Genomic DNA, 20,223 nt, shown 5'->3' with positions numbered 1-20,223 from the left:
TGTGAAAACCTAAAGACTTAATTTGTTGTAAACTTCTGTTAAAATCAGCTAAAAATAAGGGGTTCCTGTGAATTAAAGTGTGGAATTTGGTTACAATCAACTTTTGTTTTCTACAAATTACCCTACAGCTTCAAAAAATCTTTGAGCATAGTTTTATTCCCGGCATTATCACATTCCAAAAGAGCAAAAACCCCATATATCGCTGTTTTACAAAGTATTAATCGAATTTTCGTTGATTATTAAGGACTTCTTTCCAGTCTGTCACATGGAAATCCCCTTTATATGGCACTATTCTCGCTTCTATTCATTTGAAGTTTGGTAAAAAAATTAATCCGAACCATAAAATAATCAATTATGAAAAGAGTAATAACTGTAACAATTTTAGCAGCAACCATGCTGACTTCCTGTGTCTCCAAGAAAAAATATGTGGCACTGGAAGGTGAACTGGATAACACGAAAAGTGAGCTTCAAAAAACTAGGGTAGAAAAAGACGAAATTGAAGCTAAATATAATAAGATCGAGCAGCGTGTGGCCGAGTACAATGCGAAGATCAATTCTTTAAGAACAGCCAACGAAGGAATGTACGAACAGAATGACCTTACCGTCATGTCGCAGAAAACCAAAGAGCATATGCGCAATACCATCGCCAAGATGGATCCGGAAAAGGTAAAAGGCGCTAAAACTCTTGAAGATTCTATCAATCTTGCCGTTTCTTATAACTTAAAAAAGAAAATATCTGAAGGTGCCGATGAAGATGATATCGACATTAGTGTTGATGAAACCGTGGTGATGATCAATGTTTCAGATAAATTATTATTCAACAGCGGAAGTGCCCGGGTAAGCAATAAAGCACAACCTCTGCTTAAAAAACTTTCTGAAGTGATCAACAGCGAACCAGCTATGGAGGTTATGATCGAAGGTCATACCGATGATCGTAAAGTAGTTCCTGAATCTTATTTAAAAGATAACTGGGATCTTAGCGTTAGAAGAGCGACTTCTGTGGTGAGAATCCTTCAGGATAAATATGATGTAGATCCGGCTAAACTTATTGCTGCCGGTAGAAGCAGCTACCAGCCTCTTGTAGATAATTCATCTAAAGAAAATATGGCAAAAAATCGTAGAACCCGTATAGTTATCATCCCCAACCTGGATAAATTCTTTGCGATGCTTGAATCTGAAGGATAAGCAAAAAGGTTAAATAATTTTTTAAAAGGTGAAGTTTTCTGCTTCACCTTTTTTCTTTTAAAGTATATACCAGATTATCAGGCTCATGATCAATCCGGAGAAGGAAATGATCCCGGTCATTAGCGTCCACGTCTTAAAGGTTTGTTTCTCAGTTAAGCCTAAATACTGACCTACCAGCCAGAATCCACTGTCGTTTACGTGAGAAAAGGTAGAGGCTCCCGCAGCGATCGCGATGACAATAATCGAAATTTCAGGAATACTGTAACTACCTGCGCCAATTACCGGCGCTGTAATTCCTGCTGCAGTGATCATCGCCACTGTAGAGGAACCCTGCAACACACGCACCAAAGCCGCAATAATAAATCCGAATATAAGCGGACTAAAAAATTCGGAATTCATGGTACTCGCGATCATATCACCAGCACCCGTAGCGATCAAAATTTGCTTAAAAGCACCTCCCGCACCAGTTAGAAGAAGAATGATTCCGGCAGATTGAAAAGATTTTGTAGATATTTTCAAAAGAAAATCCCTTCCCATACCTCTTCTTATTCCTATAAAATACCACGCAAGAAGGTTCGCGATGATCAGGGCCGTAAAAGGATGACCAATCAGGGCTATCGCTTCCCCGAAATTTTCCGAAACCGCCGATTCTGCCATAAAGGGACTGTTGATGACCGTATTCAAAACAATAAGAATAATAGGGACAAATATGATCAGCAGGATGAGTTGTGGTGAAGGTGGGCTGGAGACTTTAATTTCTTCGGCTTCTGTATATTCCTGGGGTTCGATGTAGATCTTTTTTGAAATATAGCGCGCGAATAATGGTCCGCTGATAACCGCTGTTGGCAACCCGGTTAAAAGTCCGAAAAGAATCACCCAGCCCAGGTCGGCTCCGAGAATTTCAGAAACTGCGATAGGTCCTGGTGTTGGCGGAATGAATGCATGAGTAATGGCTAGCCCTGCCAGCAGTGGTAAGGCATAGAGCAAAAGAGATTTTCCGGTACTCCTGCTCAGCGCATAAGCCACAGGAACGAGAATGATAAAAGCCACATCAAAAAATACGGGAATCGCGATAAGAAATCCAGTGAACATCATCGCCCAGGGAGCGTTCTTTTCGCCGGTCTTTTTCAGCATAAATTTAGCAAGTCCCTTAGCGCCTCCCGATTGTTCAAGGATCCCTCCAAAAAGAGCACCGAGCCCCACAACTGTGGCTACAAACCCAAGGGTGTTCCCCATGCCCTCTTTCATGGTTTCTACAATTTCACCGGCGGGCATGCCGGCCATAATTCCAACGAGAATACAGACTACCAGAAGGGCCAGGAATGCCTGGATCTTCAATTTCAAAATGAGGAATAAGAGAATGCCAATTCCTATAAAAACGGCAATGAGTACCTGTAATTCCATTAATCGGGTTTTTTCCAGTTAAAATGAAAAAATTCACCCCTATTTTTATCGATACGTTCAAAAGTATGAGCGCCAAAATAATCCCTTTGCGCCTGGATCATATTTGCCGACGATTGCTGAGAGGAAAATCCGAACAGATAAGTTGCAGCAGCTGAAGTTAACGGCATAGGGCACGCATTTTCCAAAGCAAAAGATAAAACTTTCGCAAAATTTATATTTTTAAGTTCATCACTGATCTTATCCTGAAGCAGTAAATGCGAATGATGATCTTTAAAGATATTCACCAGTTCTTCCATAAAACCGGATTTAATGATACAACCTCCTGTCCAAATTCGGGCAATTTCTGACAGGTTCAAGTCCCAGTTATATTCTTTGGAAGCAGCTCTTAAAAGTTCAAATCCGATACTATGATTTATGATCATTACGGAGCGATAAACCCTGAAAAGTTCTTCCCTGGAAGGCACATTTTCACCAACAGTTTTGAAATGGTACTTTTTTGACGCCTTTATCCTGTCAGCTTTAAAGGCTGAAAGGTTTCGCGCGAGAACAGCAGCAGTGATGGTGTCAAGAGGGACGCCTAGTTCAAGTGCCGCTTCAGTAGACCAGCCACCGGTGCCTTTTTGGCCGGCAACATCGAGGATTTTATCTAGTAAATAGTCATTCTCTTCCTTTTGTCGAAGAATATCGATGCTGATCTCCAGAAGATAACTTCGCAGTTCGGTATTCCATTCTGCAAAAAGATCAGCGATTGCTGAAGTATCCATTCCGCAGAAAAACCGAAGGAGATGATAAAATTCAGCTATAAGTTGCATTTCACCATATTCGATCCCGTTATGAAGCATTTTAACAAAATGACCTGAGCCCTCCGGCCCGATATAAGTGCAGCAGGCATCGCCCCAGGGATCCCTTGCAGCGATCTTTTCCAGCACTTCTCCTGCCCTTTCGTAAGCAACTTTACTTCCGCCGGGCATAATAGAAGGGCCTTTTAAAGCACCTTCTTCCCCACCTGAAATTCCGGTTCCAAGGAAATAGATATCTTTTTCCCCGAGCATTTTAATTCGTTTTGCAGTGTCTTTGAAATGAGAATTACCTCCATCTATGATAAGATCTCCGGCATCAAGCACGGGTAATAATTCATTAATCACGGCATCTACGGCCGCTCCCGCCTTTACCATGATCATGATATTGCGAGGTTTTGGCAGCGAAGCAACAAATTTTTGGAGATCGTTGAACCAGGGAAAAATATAGGTTTCTTCATGTTCGGCAGCGAAATTTTTAGCGATGTCGACTTCCACGTCTTTAAAATCCCGGTTGTAAACCGAAACCGGAATTCCTTTTGAAGCCATATTCAGTGCAAGGCTTTTCCCCATTACTCCAAGACCTATAAGCCCAATATGTGGCCTTTCCAGTTCATTCATGATCTTTTTTAGATTTTCTTCAGGTGATTTATTTACCTTAATATGAATTCCATACGCAGGCGGTTCGAGAGTGTCAAATTGTGATTTAAGCAATTCAGGTTTGAAATAATGATCCTTTCGCTGTTCCATGCGGGATTTGATCATCTCGTAATCTTCATATAAATAAACCCATTTCACTGGTTTCTCGGCGTGCTGAATCAGTGTTTGTCGATATTTTTCCTTTAAAGCGGAACAGGCCAAAACAGCACCATCACTCCATTTTTTAATATTTTCGGCAAGATTTTCCAGCCAAAGTTTTCGGTCATCATCATTCAGAGGAAGACCGGTATTCATTTTACTAATATTGGCTTCTGAATGAAAATCGTCAGCATCAAAAAATGCAAGTTTCAGCTTTTCTGCCAGCATTTTTCCTAAAGTGGACTTTCCCACTCCGGAAACACCCATCAAAATTATAGTTTGAGGCATAGATTACTTTTTACCTTTTTCAAGTAGAAAATCCACCGAATATTTTCCCCCGCCGGTAATCAGAAGAACGGTGAAAGCTGAAAGGTATAAAAATGGCATTTCCATTTTTCCGAATCCTTCCGGCAGCCAGACCACAAACACCACAATTGCCATGGTGATAATGATAGGAATTGTGGCAATTCTGGTGAGAAAACCGAAAAGAACGAAAAGGGAACAGAAAAATTCAGCAAATACGGCAAATGAAAAGGTAGTAAGCTCGCCAAAACCCAGCGGATCACCGAATTTTATCTCATCTGGCCCGAAAAATTTCAGGAATTTTGGAAATCCGTGAGTAAGCAATGAACATGTAAATGCGATCCTCATAATGAGGAGTCCAAAATCGATGTTTTGAAGGTTTAGAATTGTTCTGTATGAGTTTTTCATGGTTGATATTTGGATTTAAAAGATATAAATTTTCAGCAGATTAATTCGTTGAATCAATATTCCACTTTCAAAATTTTTAATTGTCTCGTTTCGGTTCCTAATTTTAATTGCGCGGTTTCGCCAACTTTTTTACCCGTGATTGCCCGTGCAATGGGAGCAACAAAAGCGATCTTTTTCAGCCTGATATTAGCTTCATCAACACCAACGATCTGGAATTCCTGCTTTTGATGATTATCCAAATTTTCCACTTTGACCTTTGCTCCAAAGCGAACTTCATTTTCTGGCTGTTCTTCCGGATTAAGCAGCCTTGCTGTTTGTATCCTTTCAGAAAGCAACTTCATCTTTCCATCAATAAAAGCCTGGGTGCGTCTTTTTTCAGTTTCATTTTCAGCCTCTATGTTACGACGTTGCTTTTCCAGCTCCTGCATTTCTTTTTTTAGAAGTTCAAGCCCCTCGGGCGTCACATAATTAGTCGCTCCTTCTGGTAAAGCCGCTCTTGGCGGCACCATTAGAGGTTCTTCCTGGTCACCTTCCTTTACAAATCCCCTGCTCATAATTTGATTTTATTGAATGAAATATCCGGAAATCTCCCGGATATCAATAATATTCTATTTTTGCTCTGAATTCAATATATGAAAAAAATTCTCATCATCGGATATGTTTGGCCAGAGCCCTCTTCATCGGCTGCCGGAAGCAGGATGATCCAACTGCTCGATTTTTTTCTTCTGCATAATTTCGAGATAACTTTCGCTACCCCCGCTGTTGAAACCGGTAATCAGGCCAATCTTAAAACAAAAGGAATTAGTACACGGAAAATAGTTCCCAATGATCCCGCTTTTGATAATTTTCTTGAAGAACTGAAGCCTGAAATTGTACTTTTTGATCGTTTTATGATGGAAGAACAATTCGGCTGGCGGGTTGAGAAAGTCTGTCCTGATACCCTGAAGATCCTGGATACTGAAGATTTACATTTTCTACGAAATGCTCGACAGGAAGCCTGGAAAAAAGGCTGTGATGAAAAGGAAATTTATAAAAATTCAGAATTGGCAAAGCGCGAGATTGCAAGCATTTATCGCTGTGATCTGAGCTTTATCATTTCGAAAGCTGAAATGGACCTGCTAACCGGAGAATTCAATGTGCCTGGAAATCTTCTTTACTATTTGCCTTTATTATTTGAAACTTCTGAAATTAAAGAAAAAGCGCTGCCAGGCTATGAAGAACGAAAGGGATTTATGCATATTGGTAATTTTTTGCATGAGCCCAACTGGAACGCTGTTCTTTATTTAAAAGAAAAACTCTGGCCGGGAATTCGAAAAAAAATGCCTTCCGCAGAGGTTTTTATCTACGGCAGTTATCCTTCCCGGAAAGTTTGGAATCTCCATAAACCTGAAGAAGGATTCCATATTATGGGAAAAGCCGAAGAGGCTGAAAATGTTTTTCAACAAGCGCGGATTTTACTGGCGCCACTCCAATTTGGTGCCGGTTTAAAAGGAAAATTACTGGAAGCCATGCAAAATGGAACTCCTTCTATCACCACTCCAGTGGGCGCCGAAGGAATTTCAGATGAAGCGCACTGGCCCGGTACTGTTTGCAGAACTGATGAAGATTTTATTGAAAAATCTGTTGCTGTTTATTCAAATGCTGAAAAATGGATTTTTTACCAAAAGCAGGGCTATAAAATTTTGATGGAAAACTTTGAGAAATCGGCATTTTTGAGCGATTTCCAGGAGAGAATTTTGGGGCTTCAAAATAATTTAAAGAAGCACCGGGAGATGAATTTTACTGGGCAAATGCTGAAATTTCATTTGCATAAAAGCACTTATTACCTTTCCAGGTTTATCGAAGAAAAAAACCGGAAAAAATAAAAAAAACCGCTGGCTGCCGGAACAAACCAACGGTTTTCACTACACAAAAAACAGTTGTTTAACCAAAAAAATTATCTGTTACAGCCTAAGAAGGCTGAAGGTTGGACACAAAAAGCTTATCGTTGAGCTGTTTAAGTGCCTTAATTTTGTGCTGAGTATCGACCAACAGCGAAATATTGTTCTTGCTTCCGCCATAAGAAATCATCCGCACCGGAACATCTTTCAGAATTTCAAAAAGGCGGGAAGTATTAGATTCTTCAATAAGCCCCTCTCCTACCACACATATAATGCTGTGGTCTGGATCAACGCTTATTTCGCCATATTGTTCCAGTTCGTCAAGGATTTTATCCAGCCTCGAAGAGTCATCGATAGTGAGAGAAATTGCGATCTCAGAAGTGGTGATCATATCAATCGCCGTTTCATATTTGTCAAAAACCTCAAAGATCTTCCTAAGAAAACCATGAGCCATGAGCATCCTGTTAGATTTGATCCTTATCGCCGTAATTTCGTCTTTTGCTGAAATCGCTTTCAGTCCTTTATCTTCGGTAAAAGCAGTGATACGGGTTCCCACAGCCTCAGGAGTAAAGGTGTTTTTGAGAAATACAGGAATTCCCTTACCAATTACAGGTGAAATTGTTTGCGGATGAAGGATCTTTGCGCCAAAATAAGCGAGCTCCGCGGCCTCTTCAAAACTTAAATTTGCTACGGGATGTGTATTTTGAACAAATCTTGGATCATTATTATGGAGCCCGCTTATATCTGTCCATATTTGCACCTCAGAAGCTTTTAAAGCTGCCCCGATAATCGTCGCAGAATAATCGCTTCCTCCTCTTTTAAGGGTGCAGATCTCATTATCTTTATTGATACGAACAAAACCCTGTGTTATATAAATATTACTTCTTTGGTTCTTTTGAAGCGTTTTTTCTAGATGCTTTCCTACAAGATTTGTATCGGGATTTTCGAGATTGTCAATTCTCATAAACTCCTTGGCATCTAAAAGGGTATTTTGAATGCTTTCTGAAGTTAGATAATTACTGAAAATAAATGTAAGAAGGCTTTCGCCGGTAGTCACTATCCTCGCCTCGATCTCTTCGGAAAGTTCCCTTTCATAAAGTTCATGAAGTTCGCTAAGCTGCGCCTGCACATAATCTTTGCACTGCTGGTTCAATGAATCATCAGTAATAAGTTCATCTATAAGTCCGTAATGTTTAGCTCTCAGTTTCAGCAATTGTTCTTCCACATCAGCACCTCTGCCCTCTTTAAAAAATAAGCCAAGCTCCACCAGCATATTGGTTACTCCAGACATGGCAGAGAGAACCAGCATTTTATCATTATTATCAGAAGTAATAATGCTTTTCACATTTTTGATACTTTCCGCAGTACCAACAGAAGTACCTCCAAATTTTAATATTTTCATCTGCTTAAATTTTTGACATTTGACTACGGAAAATTTCAATTATTCCTTCCAATCAAATGCCCTGCATAAGTATAAATTAGAGGGAAAGTGGAAAAAATTACGCTTCATTTTATATACATTTGCACAAATTGTTCAATAATTAACAAATGAAGACTATTACCACGGTAGTACATGATATTATTCGTCATCAGCCCTTCCTTGATGACGCCATTGCCAGGGACATCGTAAATTTCAGTGGACTCGCTGCCGATATCCAGCCTGAAGTGGAAAAAGAAATGCATAAACCCGTAAAACAGGGAAGTATCATTATGGCATTGCGACGGTATGCGCCAAAAAGGACCAAAATAAACATGAAAAGTCTTCGCGAGCTGGGAGATATTGTTGTTCGTTCAGGAATAACTGAATATACCTATCTAAATTCCAATACTATTATTGCAAATAAAGCGAGGTTACTTGAGGCGGTAAAAGATCAGACAGGCGTCTACCTTAATTATTCGAGTAATTACCAGGAAAGTAATATCCTGGTATCTTCCACTCTCACAGATCTTGTGGAAAAATGTTTCCGGAACGAAATAAGAGTTTCGGTAAAAGATGAATTGTCATCGATTACCATAGCACTTCCGAAGAACAGCTCACAAACTGTAGGTCTATATTTCTATATTTTCAAGCTACTGGCTTACGAAGGAATTCCGGTCTTCGAGATGATCTCTACCTCGAATTATTTCGCATTATTCCTTGAAAAAGAATATGTAAATAAAGCCTTTTTGTTGATGAATGAGATCAAAAAGTAGTTCTACCAGTATTCCAGATAAACCCCGGCCATGGCTATTGCGCTTACAATGATCACAAGAACGATCGCTATATAAATAGGCGTATTCCTGTTCTTCTTTCTCATTAAAAAAAGCAGTTCGTCGGAATTATTTTCCTTTTCACGTTCCAGGTGCATATGTTTGGTTGGTTTTTTCAGCAAGACATTAAAGATATAAAAATCAATCTTTTAGCCAACAAAAAAATATGATCCCTGTAAAAATTTAACGAAAATGCGTATAATTTTGACAATCGTTTAGGTATTTTCTTCTATTCACCAGGCCAGGAATTAATAGTAATCCTTGGTAAGAGTGTTCCACTTCATAGTTTTTAGGGAACGTACGAGCACTGGATCAATAATTTTTAAAAGGGGAGAATTTTTTGGAAATGCATAACTATAATAATCCTTTTTAAGACTTTTTGCAAGGATTTCCAGGTCGTCAGAAAGTTCCTTCCTTTGAATTTCATAGCGTAAGATAGGTTCGTCATATACAAATAAGCTGGCGCGGCCATTAAGTATTGCTTCCACTCCTTCTTCCCCATTGGTGACCAGGCTGGCATCTATATCATACAGATCAAGTAATTCCTGGGAACTTGAACTGTTCACAGTGGTAACATTAAACCTTTCCAGATCCTGAATTTGATTTATTTCATCATTTATACTTTTCACAGTTAGAGAAGATGCTATTCCTGCCGTAAAACTGGAAATGATTATAACTGCCATAAACATCCAGATGAAACCTATTACCCTGCCGCCAAAAGTGCGCGGAGATTTATCGCCATAACCAACGGTGGTCATGGTCACCGCGCTCCACCAGAATCCCTGCATGATACCTTTGAGATCACTGCCGAATTCCTCTTCATTGCTTTTTCTTTCAAATAACCACACTAGAAATCCGAATATGAAAATCACCAGGATCAAAAGCAAAATCACCGAAACAAAATCCCAGCTAAACAAATTTGCCAGTTGCGCGAGAATCCTGGATTCTTTTTTCTTAAGAACGCTGGTATGGGAAATAAAATAAGGCTGGGAGAAACTCATCTTTTTCATCCGGTTATCGGTTACCGTAATCGGATTTACGCTTAAATCTACCTCTCCCGTTTCAATGGCATTAAGTAAAGTTGCAAGGTCTCTATATTGCCTGAATTCATAGTCGAAATTAAGCTGTTCATTCACAAGTTTCCAGGAATCTATGCTCAGCCCGGTATAACCTTCAGGGGTTTTCTGAATAAAAGGAGGTGTTTCAGTAACTCCAATAATTAATTTAGATGGAATTTTCAAACTGTCCTGAGCAGACAATCCATTTAAAATAAAGGTGAAAAGGAATAAGAAAAGAAGTTTTTTAGATAGCATTTTTTCAGGTTTCATTTCCGAAATTAAAACTTCCTTCAAAAAAAGTTCTATTTCAAGCTATCTTTTTTAAAGATATAGGCGATATTCAGCTTTTTTCTGCCAAAATTCCTCGCTTTTTGAGCATTATTACCCATATAAATATCAATGCGGTTCCTCCAGCGATAATGCATTTTATCTTTTACAAGAAAAATACTGTCAAAACCTTCAATTTTTACTTTTGAATTGTGGTCAAGCCCCAGCTTTACAAGGTCACGCGAAACGGCTATAGCGTTCATGCCGGGTTTAAGTGTATCGCCCCAGGCCGTAATGGTAGGATCGTCTTCAGTTTGATAGTCAAGGGAATTATAGGCGGTAGCGGTAACGCAAATGGTATCCCAGTCTACATCTCCTTCGGAATGAAAATTTTTACAAGCCGACAAAGAGATCAATCCCAAAATGCTAAGCTGGAGTTTAAAATTTTTCGGGAATTGATCTCTTTTCAGCATGTACTATTATAAAGTGTACGGCTCGCGGTAATCCCGTTTCACGAACCTGTTTGCTTCCTCAAAATTGGTAACGCGCATATTTTCGGCGTCCCAGATCATTTTTATATCGCGGCCAGGATATTGATATTCGGTCTCTCCTTTTGCATTCGTGGTTTTCTTCTGAATATCATAACCTCTGATAGCAAGATTCGCGATGAGTAGAGATTCTGTAAGGGGTCCCGCGACCTCAAATGGAGAACTCACCTTTTTATTTCCATAACCTGCAATTGCAGCCTCTACCCACTGTGCGTAATGGCCATCTATACCGCCCGGAACACGATCATAGGTTTGAGGAACGTTTACCTCGTCGGTTCTCGAAGTTGGTAGGAGTTGCGGGTTCAAACTATAAGTTCCGCACATCATTTTTCCTTTTGATCCTATGAGTAAAGCTCCGTTGCCTCCATCTCCAAAGGTTTCTTCAGGACCAAGTTCTTCTGGACGCATAGGTTTAATTCCGCCATCCATCCAGTGAAGGGTGATGTCTTTTTCTTTTTTACCGTCAAAGCTCATGATCACATGACTCGAAGGCGGACAACTTTCAGGGAAATAACCTCTCTGGAATTCATCTACATATACACTTCCCACACTACATTCCACATCTTTAGGATATTGAAGCCCAAGAACGCTGAATGGCGGCTCAATTAAGTGGCAGCCCATATCTCCAAGAGCTCCCGTACCGTAATCCCACCAGCCACGCCAGTTAAAAGGAACGAGCCCTTCTACATAATCTTTATAAGGCGCAGTACCCAGCCAAAGATCCCAATCGAGTTCAGAAGGAACAGGAGCTGAATTTTTTGGCCACGGGATTCCTTGCGGCCATACGGGACGGTTCGTCCAAACATATACTTCTTCCACATCGCCAATAAGGCCGGCGTCATACCACTCTCTCATTTTTCTTACACCATCGGCCGAAGCTCCCTGGTTACCCATTTGAGTAACTACTTTATATTTTTTGGCGGCTTCGGTAAGTTTTCGGGCCTCGTAAATATCATGGGTAAGAGGTTTCTGAACATACACATGTTTGCCAAGTTCCATGGCTCCCATGGCTATGACAGCATGATTATGGTCTGGGGTTGAAACCGAGACCGCATCAAAGTTCTTATGTTCTTTATCTAACAATTCCCTCCAGTCTTTATAGTATTTTGCTTTCGGAAAACGTTCTCTTGAAACGGCAGCGCGGCGATCATCAACGTCACACAGATAGGCGATATCGGCTTTTCCACTTTGATAAAAATTCCAGATGTCGCTCTGGCCTTTACCTCCCACTCCCACACCGGCAACGACCAGTTTGTCACTAGGGGCAATATATCCGGGACCTCCAAGCACATGGCGGGGAACAATCATAAAAGCTCCTGCGGCAATTGCGGAGGTTTTTAAAAAATCTCTTCTGGAACTGCCGGAAGGCTTTTTTGCATTTTTTTTCATAAAACTGAAGAATTAAATTGGTAGATTTTTAAATATAAGAATCCTTAAAGTTATTTCTTTAATAATTAATTTCCAATTCATATAAAATTTTATGAATCTCCACTCATGAACCGTTAAAGTCCTGTATTTTTTGGCTTTCGCTCATTTACTTGTACCTTTGCAACTTTAAGTGGCTGAAAATGAATTTACAGCCGAAAAATAAATAGTTAAAAAACACTTTTTATGAGTCAAGTAAAACAAAATGACACTGTTAAGGTACATTACACCGGAAAGCTGGAAGACGGACAGGTTTTTGATAGTTCGGTAGAACGCGGAGAACCTATTGAATTCACCCTTGGTCAGGGACAGCTAATTCCAGGTTTTGAAAAAGGCCTTATCAATATGGAATTAAACGAAAAGAAAACCATCAATATACCTAAAGACGAGGCTTACGGAGATCCAAAACCCGAGTTGATCCAGGAGGTAGATAAAAAACAACTTCCAGAAGAACTGAAGCCGGAAGTGGGAATGCCTTTGGTTTCTAAAGGTCCTGACGGCCGTGAGATCAATCTTGTGGTAAAAGAAGTAAAAAATGAAAGCATTGTAGTTGATGCGAATCATCCGCTTGCAGGAAAAGATCTTGTTTTTGATCTTGAAGTGGTTGAAATAAAATAGTAATCACTTTCATTCTTATATAAAGCCTGAAGTTTATACTTCGGGCTTTTTTTTAGGTTAAGATTTTGATAAATCTTTTCTGTTTCCTTCCCTCCTTAGTAATTTAGAAAAGAATTCAAAAAACCAACATTTAAATTATGAAAAGAAAAGGATCAGCCGTTTGGAAAGGTTCTCTTAAAGAAGGTTCCGGAACGGTAAGCACAGAAAGCGGAGTTTTAAACCAGACCCAATACTCATTCAAAACCCGTTTTGAAAACGGAAAAGGAACAAATCCCGAAGAATTGATAGGTGCAGCACATTCGGGTTGTTTTAGCATGCAGTTATCGGCATTTTTGACAGAAGAAGGTTATACCCCTGATAAGCTGGAAACAACTTCTGAAATTACTTTTGAAGACGGAACTGTTAAAAAATCTCACCTGGTTTTGAAAGCCAGCGTACCAGAAATCGATGAAGATAAATTTGCTCAATTGGCAAAAAAAGCCAAGGAAAATTGCCCAATTTCAAAACTTTTAAAGGCAGAGATCAGCCTGGATTATGAGTTGAATTAAACTTCCTTTTAAACATCCAATTTAAAACCGCCCGATGGCGGTTTTTTTACTGCAGCAGCTGCTGAATGGCTATTTTTAAAATAGATTTTATTCGCTTGTCCATACTATTTTTGGAAACGAACTTCTGATTCACTTCCAGTTCAATTCCCATATAATTCTCACCGAATTTTTTTCTGAGGTAGGTAGTAAACCCGTCAGCTTTTCCAAGATACGGATAGTTCATTCTTACTACTAAATCTGAATTATTTTCCCTGATTAATTCCTTCATTTTACGGCAAACCGAAGATTCTTTTTTTCGGGAAGGATCATAAAGAAGGCCCAGATCACAGTTCCTTTCTTGTCCATTCAAAACGGGCGTAAAACTGTGGACCGAAATATGAAGCACCTCTATTCCCTTCCCTGTTAATGTACCAATTTGCTCCTCCACCTGCTTTCTGTAGGGAAAATAATAGTATTGCTTTACAAGCTTTTTTTGGTCTTTATCAAGTTTTTTTGAATATCGGGAAAATAATTTAGGGTGATGCTCCGAACGATTTACTTCAACCAGCAACCTTCCAATAGAATGATAAAAACGGAAATGGGATAAAGGCTTTAAATACTGAAAAAGATCAAACGCCCCGGGATCAAAGGCTTCATGAGTATTTAAAACATATTTTTCTGCATTGAATAAATACGAATATTCCGAAGGAATTTCGGCGGCAGCATGTTCACAGGTTAACACCAGCTTCATGGCCTGAACATTCTATTTTCCTGGAGACAGATGGCCATTTTTTTATAAACTCCAAGAATATTCTTTTCTGAAAAATCATTTCTGATCGCTTTAAGGATACGGGTTGCCAGGCTTCCGTTTTGTAAAATGAAATCTATATGCTTCGCATGATTTTCGGAAAGATTCTCTTTTACCCGTGAAAATAATTTTCTCCAGATAATTTTTACATCGGCAGCCTTTTCTATATCAAAAAGAGCCAGGTATTTTTGATCGGTGATCAAAGTATTTTCGGCATTTATGATCACCTCATTGAAAATATCAAAAAGGGCATCTTCGTGCCATGATTTCTGATCTTCTAAAGATACCAGTTCCTCACTTACCAGCAATTTCAGGGTTTCGATAATAAAAGCGGCAATGGCCACATCAGCCGAGGGGTTTTCCTGGATATCTATGACCCTGATCTCAATGGCATTCCTGTCAAAACGGGCAATAGCGCCTCGTGAATTCACAAAGTGATGGTCGAGCAAATGATCGGTATCAAATGGTTTCAAAGCTTCATTAATAGGATCAAAAATCTTCTCGTAATATTCGGCTTTTGAAAAAACCTGTTCCGGGATCACTTTCCCGGTCATATGAGGAATTTCCTTCTGATTGCTTTTATAGAAATGCATGCGCGTATCTTTGAAACCGGTATGTTTTCCGTCTAAAACGGGAGAACTTGCCGCCAGTCCCGGAATAATGGGCAGTAAAATTCTTACCGCGGCATGCAGTTTTTCAAATTCATCATCACCAGAAAAAGGCAAATTGATATGCATGCTCTGAACATTGCTCCAGCCATGTCCGCGACAATCGAAAATACGATTATACAGCGCATAGATCTTACTGTAATGATGCTGCCAAAGCCTTGTTTCAGTATCGGGATTCATTAACGGATGCGATGCTCCGGGCATTAACACCGTGGCAAATTCTTCAAGCAAGCTGTTGATTTCAATCACATTATCCTGAAAAAGATCTTCAAGACCTTCTAAACTCTCTACCGGGCCGTTGGTTTTGATCTCGACCACATGATTCACGAGTTCATTGCTCCATTCAATTTTTCCATTATCAATATCAGAAGTCAATGAACCATTTTTTTTAGTGAGCAACTGGTCAACGATAGGATTCACCTTGAAATTCGCTTTTTTAACCAGCATATATTCCAGTTCGATTCCGGCGACTTCAAAAAGATGATAGGCCATATTATTTATTTTCGATCCTGTTTTTCAAGGCCGTTAAAACTTCCAGATAAACGGTGTCTCCGTAAAAAGCATCTTCCACACCCGCATCTATATTGGGATTATCATTGATCTCAATCACCAGAGGTTTGGACTTAACGACTTTAATATCTATCCCATAAAGTCCTTTTCCCATCAATTTTGCCGCACGAACAGCAATTCTAACGATCTGTTTCGGAACTTTTTCAATAGGAAGGCAATCTGCATTTCCGTCCTGATCATCCTTATTTTTCGCGTCCCAGTTATAGATTTGCCAATGGCCCTTTGCCATATAATACCTGCAGGCATAAAAAGGTTTACCGTCAATAATGCCAATTCTCCAGTCATATTCTGAAGGAGAAAATTCCTGGGCGATAACCAGTTCCGATTTTTTCAGCATGGCGCCCAGCATTTCCCGATATTCCTCTTCATTATTGGCTTTTTTCACGCCAAACGAAAAAGTAGAATCGGGAGATTTCAAAACCACGGGGAAACCTGTTTTTTTAAAGATACTATCTTTATTGTCTTTATGAACGATAAATGTCTTTGGAGTGGGAATCCCTGCATTCTCGAGGGCTTCAGCCATAAAAACCTTGTTACAGCATTTCAGGATCGCATCAGGATAATCAATAATGGCGATATCTTCCTGCTGCGCCTTACGGGCAAAAGCATAAGCTTCATTATTGACCTCGGTACTCTGCCTGATAAAAAGCGCGTCGAAAGCAGAAAGCCTTGAAAGGTCTTTCGGGCCAACGATTTCAGTATAAAAACCCATTTTCTCGGCAAGTTCTGTAAACTTTTTTAAAGCTTTTGCATTACTGGGCGGAGCAGGATCACCTTCCTTTACCAAAATCGCGAGATCATATTCAAAGGCATTTGGCCGCGGGGTATCATAACGTTTTTTGGCAAAATACTGTTCCGCGAAATAATACATACTATCTATATGCTCATTGGGGATTTCAGCCACCGAGATCGCCTTGATATTCTTGATATTCCACCGATTGTTATAATTGAACCTGACGCGTAAAAAAGGAATTTGAAAATGCCTGAAGAACATGCTGCTCAATTCTTTATATTTCGCCGCTACATTCTGACCGAAATAGATGCTCAGCGTAAATTCCTGAGATTTGATGTTTTTCAGGGATTTCTGAATAAGATCGTCAAAATCTTCTGAAACGATTTTCACCAGTTTTGGTTCCCCAAGATCCACCAGGTTTTTAACCGTGGGAATGGCCAGATGCCCTCGCGCTTCAGCCAAAAGTGATACATAATATCCTTTGGACTGATAGGAATAATCCTTGCAAAGGTTGAAAACACGGGCTTTCTTAAGTTGAGAATATTCAGGATTGGTAAGATATTCCCGCGAAGAAATAATCTTTATCTGTTCAGATTTTATCTTCCAGTTCTCGGGATTATTTACAACAATGTATTTGTTCATTCAGTAATATGGAATAATTCATCAAATTTACGTCAAAATACAATCGCTTATCAAAATAGCCAAGTCATAAATTTAATTCTTAAATTCAGCCTTTAATTAACATTCACAGCTACACATGAAATATAAGTTACCCGGAATTATACTTTTTTCAGTTATTCAATTCTCTATGGCCCAAACCAATCCCGATCTTCTCGAAAAGGCAAAACGCATACACGAAAAGGTAATCACAATTGATACTCACAATGATATCAACGTGGAAAATTTCACCGAAGACAAAAATTATACGATGGATCTTGATACTCAGGTGAACCTGCCCAAGATGATCGCTGGAGGAATGGATGTCACCTGGCTTATTGTATATACTGGCCAGGGGCCACTTACCGAAGAAGGTTATAAAGCAGCCTATGAAAATGCTATTTCGAAATTTAAAGCCATTCATCGTTTAACCGAAGAGATAGCCCCAGAAAAGATAGGTCTTGCAACCACTTCAGATGAAGTTCGAAAACTGGTGGCTGAAGGTAAGAAAGTTGCGATGATAGGTGTGGAAAACGGATATCCTATAGGTGAAGATCTAAGCCGCGTCCAGGAATTTTATGATATGGGTGCACGCTATATGTCGCTTGCCCACAATGGGCATAGTCAGTTAGCCGATTCAAATACCGGGGAAGCCGATGGAGTATGGCTGCATAATGGTTTGAGCGAAATGGGTAAAAAAGTTATTAAGGAAATGAATCGCTGTGGGATGATGATCGATATCTCGCACCCCAGTAAAGAAGCTATCAAACAAATGTTCGAGCTGTCCAAAGCTCCCCTTATCGCTTCTCATTCGTCGGCAAGGGCCTTATGCAATCATAGCCGAAATGTAGATGATGAAACCCTGGAATTGTTTAAAAAACACGGGGGTGTTGTACAAACGGTGGCTTTCAGTTCTTATTTAAATACTGCAAAACACAATGCATTTAAGGCAGCAACTGATAGCGTTTATAACGCAAAAGCCAAAGAAATGGATTTTCAAATAAAACCATGGGATAGTATCAAAACGATGTCACAGGCTGATAGAAGTAATTACTATACGGAATATGGAAAAGTAAAAGCCGCTTCGGCCCCTGATATTGAAAAACTGAAAAAAGAAGTGCCGCCGGTAAATGTTTCAGATTTTGTAGATCATATAGATTACCTGGTTTCGAAAATAGGCATTGATCATGTAGGGATCAGCTCCGATTTTGATGGTGGTGGCGGAATTGAAGGCTGGAACGATGCTTCAGAAAGTCTGAATGTCACTGTTGAATTGGTAAAAAGAGGTTATACCGAAGAAGATATTGCAAAGCTCTGGGGAGGAAATTTACTGCGCGTTCTGGACGAAGTTCAGGCGGTAGCTGAAAAAATTCAGGAAGAAGAGAATTATTGAAATTTCACTTCAACGATGCTGGGATCCCCCCCTTTGCCTTCATTAGAAATAAAAATTCGGCCCGAGGGCGAAAAACAAATTCCTTCAGGCTGGAAAAATTCGGCAGGATCGAGTAAATGCATTTTTATGATCCTGCCCTCTTTATTTAATACCAGAACCTTCGGGATTTCAGAATCTATCATATAAAGTTCACCGGTGATTGGATGAAACTGCATATCTGTAGGCCGCCATTTTCGATCCTCTTCATGGGTATGGACCTTCTTGAATATCGTATCGTTAATATTTATACGAAAACTGGCTTTTTCATTTAGTTTTTGGGAAACAGGATCGTACGTATAAACCGCTTTTGATTTTTCGTCCTGTTCCTCATTTTTAGGTTTCAGATTATGATCTTTAACCGAAATCAATAGTTTTCCATCAGAAGTAGCAGTAATGCCTTCAATATTGTTCTTGTATTCAAAGCCGGTTTTGTAGGTGGTGGTATTTTCAGGAGAGATCATCTTGTTCATTGGTATTTTATAGAGTTTTCCATCGCTTTCTGCCACCCAGTAAGCGCTATCCATCGTAGTTATGGCTTCATAATCACCTGATCCTCCAAACTTTTGCCGGGAAATGATCTGGGATTTTTTCAGATCATAGATATATATAATTCCGTGTTCATCCTCGATGCAGGCTAACCGGTCATTGCTTATCCAGGCGATCCCGGAAATTTCATCCAGGGCATTGGGCAGGTTCCATTTATTTACTATTTCATAAGTTTTGGTTGTGTCATCGAAATCGTAATCCATCTTTTCATACGACCCGTAAATTAACCCTGCAACTACTATGACTAAAACAACAATTCCAAAGGCCCACTTCCTCATTTCGATGATTTTTTGAACTTAAAAATAAAGCAATGATAAAGGGTCACAAAAAGATTAACAATACTTTCTTAAGCTTAAGCTCCTATAAATCAGGAGTTAAAAGTTAAAAATATGTTAATTTACTACCCTTTAATACATAGTACTGTAACAGCTTTGAAATGTCGTCGTCTTTTAGGTAAAGACATCAATCAAAATAAATTAATCATGACATCAAACACCAATCATCAGCAAAAGACCTTTATGAACAGCCAGACCAATTCGGTTATAGGAAACTGGAAAAACAAAAGGCGTTACTCTTAAAAAAGGGTCATTCATCAATCAAAAATCATCAATTATGAAAACTTCAGAGATCAATCAGAAACAAAGAAAATCATTTCTTAATGCTCAACCGGTAACGGCTATAGCATCCTGGAATTCCAGAAGAAGGTTCTTCTAATCAGCAACAATCATTATTCATCAATCAAAATCATCAATTATGAAAACTTCAGAAATCAATCAGAAACAAAGAAAATCATTTCTTAATTGTCAGCCAGGTTCCGCAATAGGACTCTGGAACACTAAAAGAAGATTTTTCTGAAAAAGGGATCATTCATCAATCAAAAAATCAAAAACTTATGACAACGCTCGAAAGTTTAATTCAGGAATTCACAACAGTACGTGAAGAAGGTCATTCTCATCGAAGGCCATTTTTGAACCTAAAGGACTCGCCGGGAAAATACACCTGGAAAAACGGGAGATACTTTGCCTAATCTCATTAAATATTAAAATTCATCAATCATGACAGCTTTATCAAACATCATCAGGGATTTTAGTGCCAGCCGGGAAGGAAATCTTACTCATAGAAAACCTTTTCTGAATATTAAAAGTACTTCTGGCAGAATGTGCTGGTACAATCACAGACATTTTGGATAATCAATAAAATTCCAACATCATGAAAAGAGATCCTGAATAGCCGGTAATTTTACTCAATTACCGGCTATAATTTTTGGTTAAAAAACATAAATTTCACTTAAATTTTAAGCGGTTCACTCAAACATTTGTTTATTTGCCGCTATTCATTTTC

21 protein-coding genes are annotated in these 20,223 nt (G+C 39.3%); 8 read left to right on the top strand and 13 right to left on the bottom strand.

The genetic code is table 11. The features are described from left to right. Positions 1-354 precede the first annotated feature (354 nt). Complete coding sequence (locus C7S20_RS14270) at positions 355-1,185, top strand: OmpA/MotB family protein (RefSeq protein ID WP_107013108.1); 831 nt, start codon at positions 355-357, stop codon at positions 1,183-1,185. 57 nt (positions 1,186-1,242) lie between these two features. Here the strand turns inward: C7S20_RS14270 and C7S20_RS14265 are convergent, their stop codons facing one another. From C7S20_RS14265 to C7S20_RS14250, 4 genes are read right to left on the bottom strand one after another with little or no spacing between them, the layout of a single operon-like run. Then, the gene (locus tag C7S20_RS14265) at positions 1,243-2,589 is read right to left on the bottom strand and encodes a GntP family permease (RefSeq protein WP_107013107.1); all 1,347 of its coding nucleotides are present in this window, start codon (positions 2,587-2,589) and stop codon (positions 1,243-1,245) included. Beyond that, positions 2,589-4,472 (bottom strand): decarboxylating NADP(+)-dependent phosphogluconate dehydrogenase, encoded by a 1,884-nt coding sequence (gene gnd, locus C7S20_RS14260; protein WP_107013106.1) that lies wholly within the window; start codon positions 4,470-4,472, stop codon positions 2,589-2,591. Before gnd ends, C7S20_RS14265 begins: the two co-directional genes overlap by 1 nt. Before the next feature lie 3 nt (positions 4,473-4,475). Then, positions 4,476-4,895 (bottom strand): DoxX family protein, encoded by a 420-nt coding sequence (locus C7S20_RS14255; protein ID WP_107013105.1) that lies wholly within the window; start codon positions 4,893-4,895, stop codon positions 4,476-4,478. 53 nt (positions 4,896-4,948) lie between these two features. Further along, positions 4,949-5,449 (bottom strand): GreA/GreB family elongation factor, encoded by a 501-nt coding sequence (locus tag C7S20_RS14250; protein WP_107013104.1) that lies wholly within the window; start codon positions 5,447-5,449, stop codon positions 4,949-4,951. A gap of 78 nt (positions 5,450-5,527) precedes the next feature. Here C7S20_RS14250 and C7S20_RS14245 point away from each other — a divergent pair, with 78 nt between their 5' ends. Next, on the top strand, positions 5,528-6,760 hold the full coding sequence (locus C7S20_RS14245) for a glycosyltransferase (protein WP_107013103.1): 1,233 nt from the start codon (positions 5,528-5,530) through the stop codon (positions 6,758-6,760). 85 nt (positions 6,761-6,845) lie between these two features. On the opposite strand, the gene C7S20_RS14240 is transcribed toward C7S20_RS14245, so the two are convergent. Further along, positions 6,846-8,177, bottom strand: a complete 1,332-nt coding sequence (locus tag C7S20_RS14240; RefSeq protein WP_107013102.1) for an aspartate kinase — start codon at positions 8,175-8,177, stop codon at positions 6,846-6,848. Between the two features lie 146 nt (positions 8,178-8,323). On the opposite strand from C7S20_RS14240, the gene C7S20_RS14235 reads away from it, so the two are divergent. Further along, on the top strand, positions 8,324-8,968 hold the full coding sequence (locus tag C7S20_RS14235) for a hypothetical protein (protein ID WP_107013101.1): 645 nt from the start codon (positions 8,324-8,326) through the stop codon (positions 8,966-8,968). Positions 8,969-8,970: 2 nt separating this feature from the next. Here C7S20_RS14235 and C7S20_RS19575 read toward each other — a convergent pair whose 3' ends face one another. From C7S20_RS19575 to C7S20_RS14220, 4 genes are all read right to left on the bottom strand, one after another. Beyond that, entirely contained in the window at positions 8,971-9,147 is a 177-nt protein-coding gene (locus tag C7S20_RS19575; RefSeq protein ID WP_159039941.1) for a hypothetical protein, read from the bottom strand. Positions 9,148-9,273: 126 nt separating this feature from the next. Continuing rightward, the gene (locus C7S20_RS14230) at positions 9,274-10,353 is read right to left on the bottom strand and encodes a transporter substrate-binding domain-containing protein (RefSeq protein ID WP_227009016.1); all 1,080 of its coding nucleotides are present in this window, start codon (positions 10,351-10,353) and stop codon (positions 9,274-9,276) included. A 32-nt stretch (positions 10,354-10,385) separates the two neighbouring features. Beyond that, positions 10,386-10,823, bottom strand: coding sequence for a 3D domain-containing protein (locus C7S20_RS14225; protein WP_107013100.1), 438 nt, complete (start codon positions 10,821-10,823; stop codon positions 10,386-10,388). Positions 10,824-10,829: 6 nt separating this feature from the next. After that, entirely contained in the window at positions 10,830-12,287 is a 1,458-nt protein-coding gene (locus C7S20_RS14220; RefSeq protein WP_107013099.1) for a Gfo/Idh/MocA family protein, read from the bottom strand. Positions 12,288-12,509: 222 nt separating this feature from the next. Between C7S20_RS14220 and C7S20_RS14215 the strand changes: the two genes are divergently transcribed. Together C7S20_RS14215 and C7S20_RS14210 are read left to right on the top strand one after the other, a co-directional pair. Then, positions 12,510-12,941: an FKBP-type peptidyl-prolyl cis-trans isomerase gene (locus C7S20_RS14215; protein WP_107013098.1), complete on the top strand. Its 432-nt coding sequence runs from the start codon at positions 12,510-12,512 to the stop codon at positions 12,939-12,941. Between the two features lie 137 nt (positions 12,942-13,078). Further along, a complete protein-coding gene (locus tag C7S20_RS14210) occupies positions 13,079-13,489 on the top strand; it encodes an OsmC family protein (protein WP_107013097.1) in 411 nt (136 codons plus the stop codon). Positions 13,490-13,535: 46 nt separating this feature from the next. On the opposite strand, the gene C7S20_RS14205 is transcribed toward C7S20_RS14210, so the two are convergent. The 3 genes from C7S20_RS14205 to C7S20_RS14195 are packed head-to-tail and all read right to left on the bottom strand — an operon-like array spanning position 13,536 to position 16,889. Further along, entirely contained in the window at positions 13,536-14,219 is a 684-nt protein-coding gene (locus C7S20_RS14205) for an N-formylglutamate amidohydrolase (RefSeq protein ID WP_107013096.1), read from the bottom strand. After that, complete coding sequence (locus tag C7S20_RS14200) at positions 14,216-15,436, bottom strand: carboxylate-amine ligase (protein ID WP_107013095.1); 1,221 nt, start codon at positions 15,434-15,436, stop codon at positions 14,216-14,218. The genes C7S20_RS14205 and C7S20_RS14200 overlap by 4 nt, the downstream gene beginning before the upstream one ends. Position 15,437: 1 nt before the next feature. After that, complete coding sequence (locus C7S20_RS14195; RefSeq protein WP_107013094.1) at positions 15,438-16,889, bottom strand: RimK family protein; 1,452 nt, start codon at positions 16,887-16,889, stop codon at positions 15,438-15,440. Between the two features lie 115 nt (positions 16,890-17,004). Here C7S20_RS14195 and C7S20_RS14190 point away from each other — a divergent pair, with 115 nt between their 5' ends. Next, positions 17,005-18,297, top strand: a complete 1,293-nt coding sequence (locus C7S20_RS14190; protein ID WP_107013093.1) for a dipeptidase — start codon at positions 17,005-17,007, stop codon at positions 18,295-18,297. Here the strand turns inward: C7S20_RS14190 and C7S20_RS14185 are convergent. Next, positions 18,291-19,160, bottom strand: coding sequence for an SdiA-regulated domain-containing protein (locus tag C7S20_RS14185; RefSeq protein WP_107013092.1), 870 nt, complete (start codon positions 19,158-19,160; stop codon positions 18,291-18,293). The two genes, C7S20_RS14190 and C7S20_RS14185, sit on opposite strands and share 7 nt — an antisense overlap. Positions 19,161-19,774: 614 nt before the next feature. On the opposite strand from C7S20_RS14185, the gene C7S20_RS19900 reads away from it, so the two are divergent. Both C7S20_RS19900 and C7S20_RS19895 read left to right on the top strand, forming a co-directional pair. Beyond that, positions 19,775-19,909 (top strand): hypothetical protein, encoded by a 135-nt coding sequence (locus C7S20_RS19900; protein ID WP_257791337.1) that lies wholly within the window; start codon positions 19,775-19,777, stop codon positions 19,907-19,909. 28 nt (positions 19,910-19,937) lie between these two features. Then, on the top strand, positions 19,938-20,072 hold the full coding sequence (locus C7S20_RS19895; RefSeq protein WP_257791336.1) for a hypothetical protein: 135 nt from the start codon (positions 19,938-19,940) through the stop codon (positions 20,070-20,072). The last annotated feature ends 151 nt before the right edge of the window (positions 20,073-20,223 follow it).

The sequence above is a fragment of the Christiangramia fulva genome (assembly GCF_003024155.1).
GTDB lineage: Bacteria > Bacteroidota > Bacteroidia > Flavobacteriales > Flavobacteriaceae > Christiangramia > Christiangramia fulva.
The sequence above is the reverse complement of the archived record's forward strand: the minus strand, read 5'-3'. Positions and strand labels throughout refer to the sequence as shown.

Coding starts and splice junctions, on each gene's coding strand:
- C7S20_RS14190 (WP_107013093.1), top strand. CDS start 17,005: ATGAAATATAAGTTACCCGGAATTATACTTTTTTCAGTTATTCAATTC.
- C7S20_RS14185 (WP_107013092.1), bottom strand. CDS start 19,160: ATGAGGAAGTGGGCCTTTGGAATTGTTGTTTTAGTCATAGTAGTTGCA.
- C7S20_RS14250 (WP_107013104.1), bottom strand. CDS start 5,449: ATGAGCAGGGGATTTGTAAAGGAAGGTGACCAGGAAGAACCTCTAATG.
- C7S20_RS14205 (WP_107013096.1), bottom strand. CDS start 14,219: ATGAAGCTGGTGTTAACCTGTGAACATGCTGCCGCCGAAATTCCTTCG.
- C7S20_RS14225 (WP_107013100.1), bottom strand. CDS start 10,823: ATGCTGAAAAGAGATCAATTCCCGAAAAATTTTAAACTCCAGCTTAGC.
- C7S20_RS14215 (WP_107013098.1), top strand. CDS start 12,510: ATGAGTCAAGTAAAACAAAATGACACTGTTAAGGTACATTACACCGGA.
- C7S20_RS14255 (WP_107013105.1), bottom strand. CDS start 4,895: ATGAAAAACTCATACAGAACAATTCTAAACCTTCAAAACATCGATTTT.
- C7S20_RS19900 (WP_257791337.1), top strand. CDS start 19,775: ATGACAACGCTCGAAAGTTTAATTCAGGAATTCACAACAGTACGTGAA.
- C7S20_RS19895 (WP_257791336.1), top strand. CDS start 19,938: ATGACAGCTTTATCAAACATCATCAGGGATTTTAGTGCCAGCCGGGAA.
- C7S20_RS14240 (WP_107013102.1), bottom strand. CDS start 8,177: ATGAAAATATTAAAATTTGGAGGTACTTCTGTTGGTACTGCGGAAAGT.
- C7S20_RS14200 (WP_107013095.1), bottom strand. CDS start 15,436: ATGGCCTATCATCTTTTTGAAGTCGCCGGAATCGAACTGGAATATATG.
- C7S20_RS14245 (WP_107013103.1), top strand. CDS start 5,528: ATGAAAAAAATTCTCATCATCGGATATGTTTGGCCAGAGCCCTCTTCA.
- gnd (WP_107013106.1), bottom strand. CDS start 4,472: ATGCCTCAAACTATAATTTTGATGGGTGTTTCCGGAGTGGGAAAGTCC.
- C7S20_RS14270 (WP_107013108.1), top strand. CDS start 355: ATGAAAAGAGTAATAACTGTAACAATTTTAGCAGCAACCATGCTGACT.
- C7S20_RS14230 (WP_227009016.1), bottom strand. CDS start 10,353: ATGAAACCTGAAAAAATGCTATCTAAAAAACTTCTTTTCTTATTCCTT.
- C7S20_RS14220 (WP_107013099.1), bottom strand. CDS start 12,287: ATGAAAAAAAATGCAAAAAAGCCTTCCGGCAGTTCCAGAAGAGATTTT.
- C7S20_RS14210 (WP_107013097.1), top strand. CDS start 13,079: ATGAAAAGAAAAGGATCAGCCGTTTGGAAAGGTTCTCTTAAAGAAGGT.
- C7S20_RS14265 (WP_107013107.1), bottom strand. CDS start 2,589: ATGGAATTACAGGTACTCATTGCCGTTTTTATAGGAATTGGCATTCTC.
- C7S20_RS14235 (WP_107013101.1), top strand. CDS start 8,324: ATGAAGACTATTACCACGGTAGTACATGATATTATTCGTCATCAGCCC.
- C7S20_RS14195 (WP_107013094.1), bottom strand. CDS start 16,889: ATGAACAAATACATTGTTGTAAATAATCCCGAGAACTGGAAGATAAAA.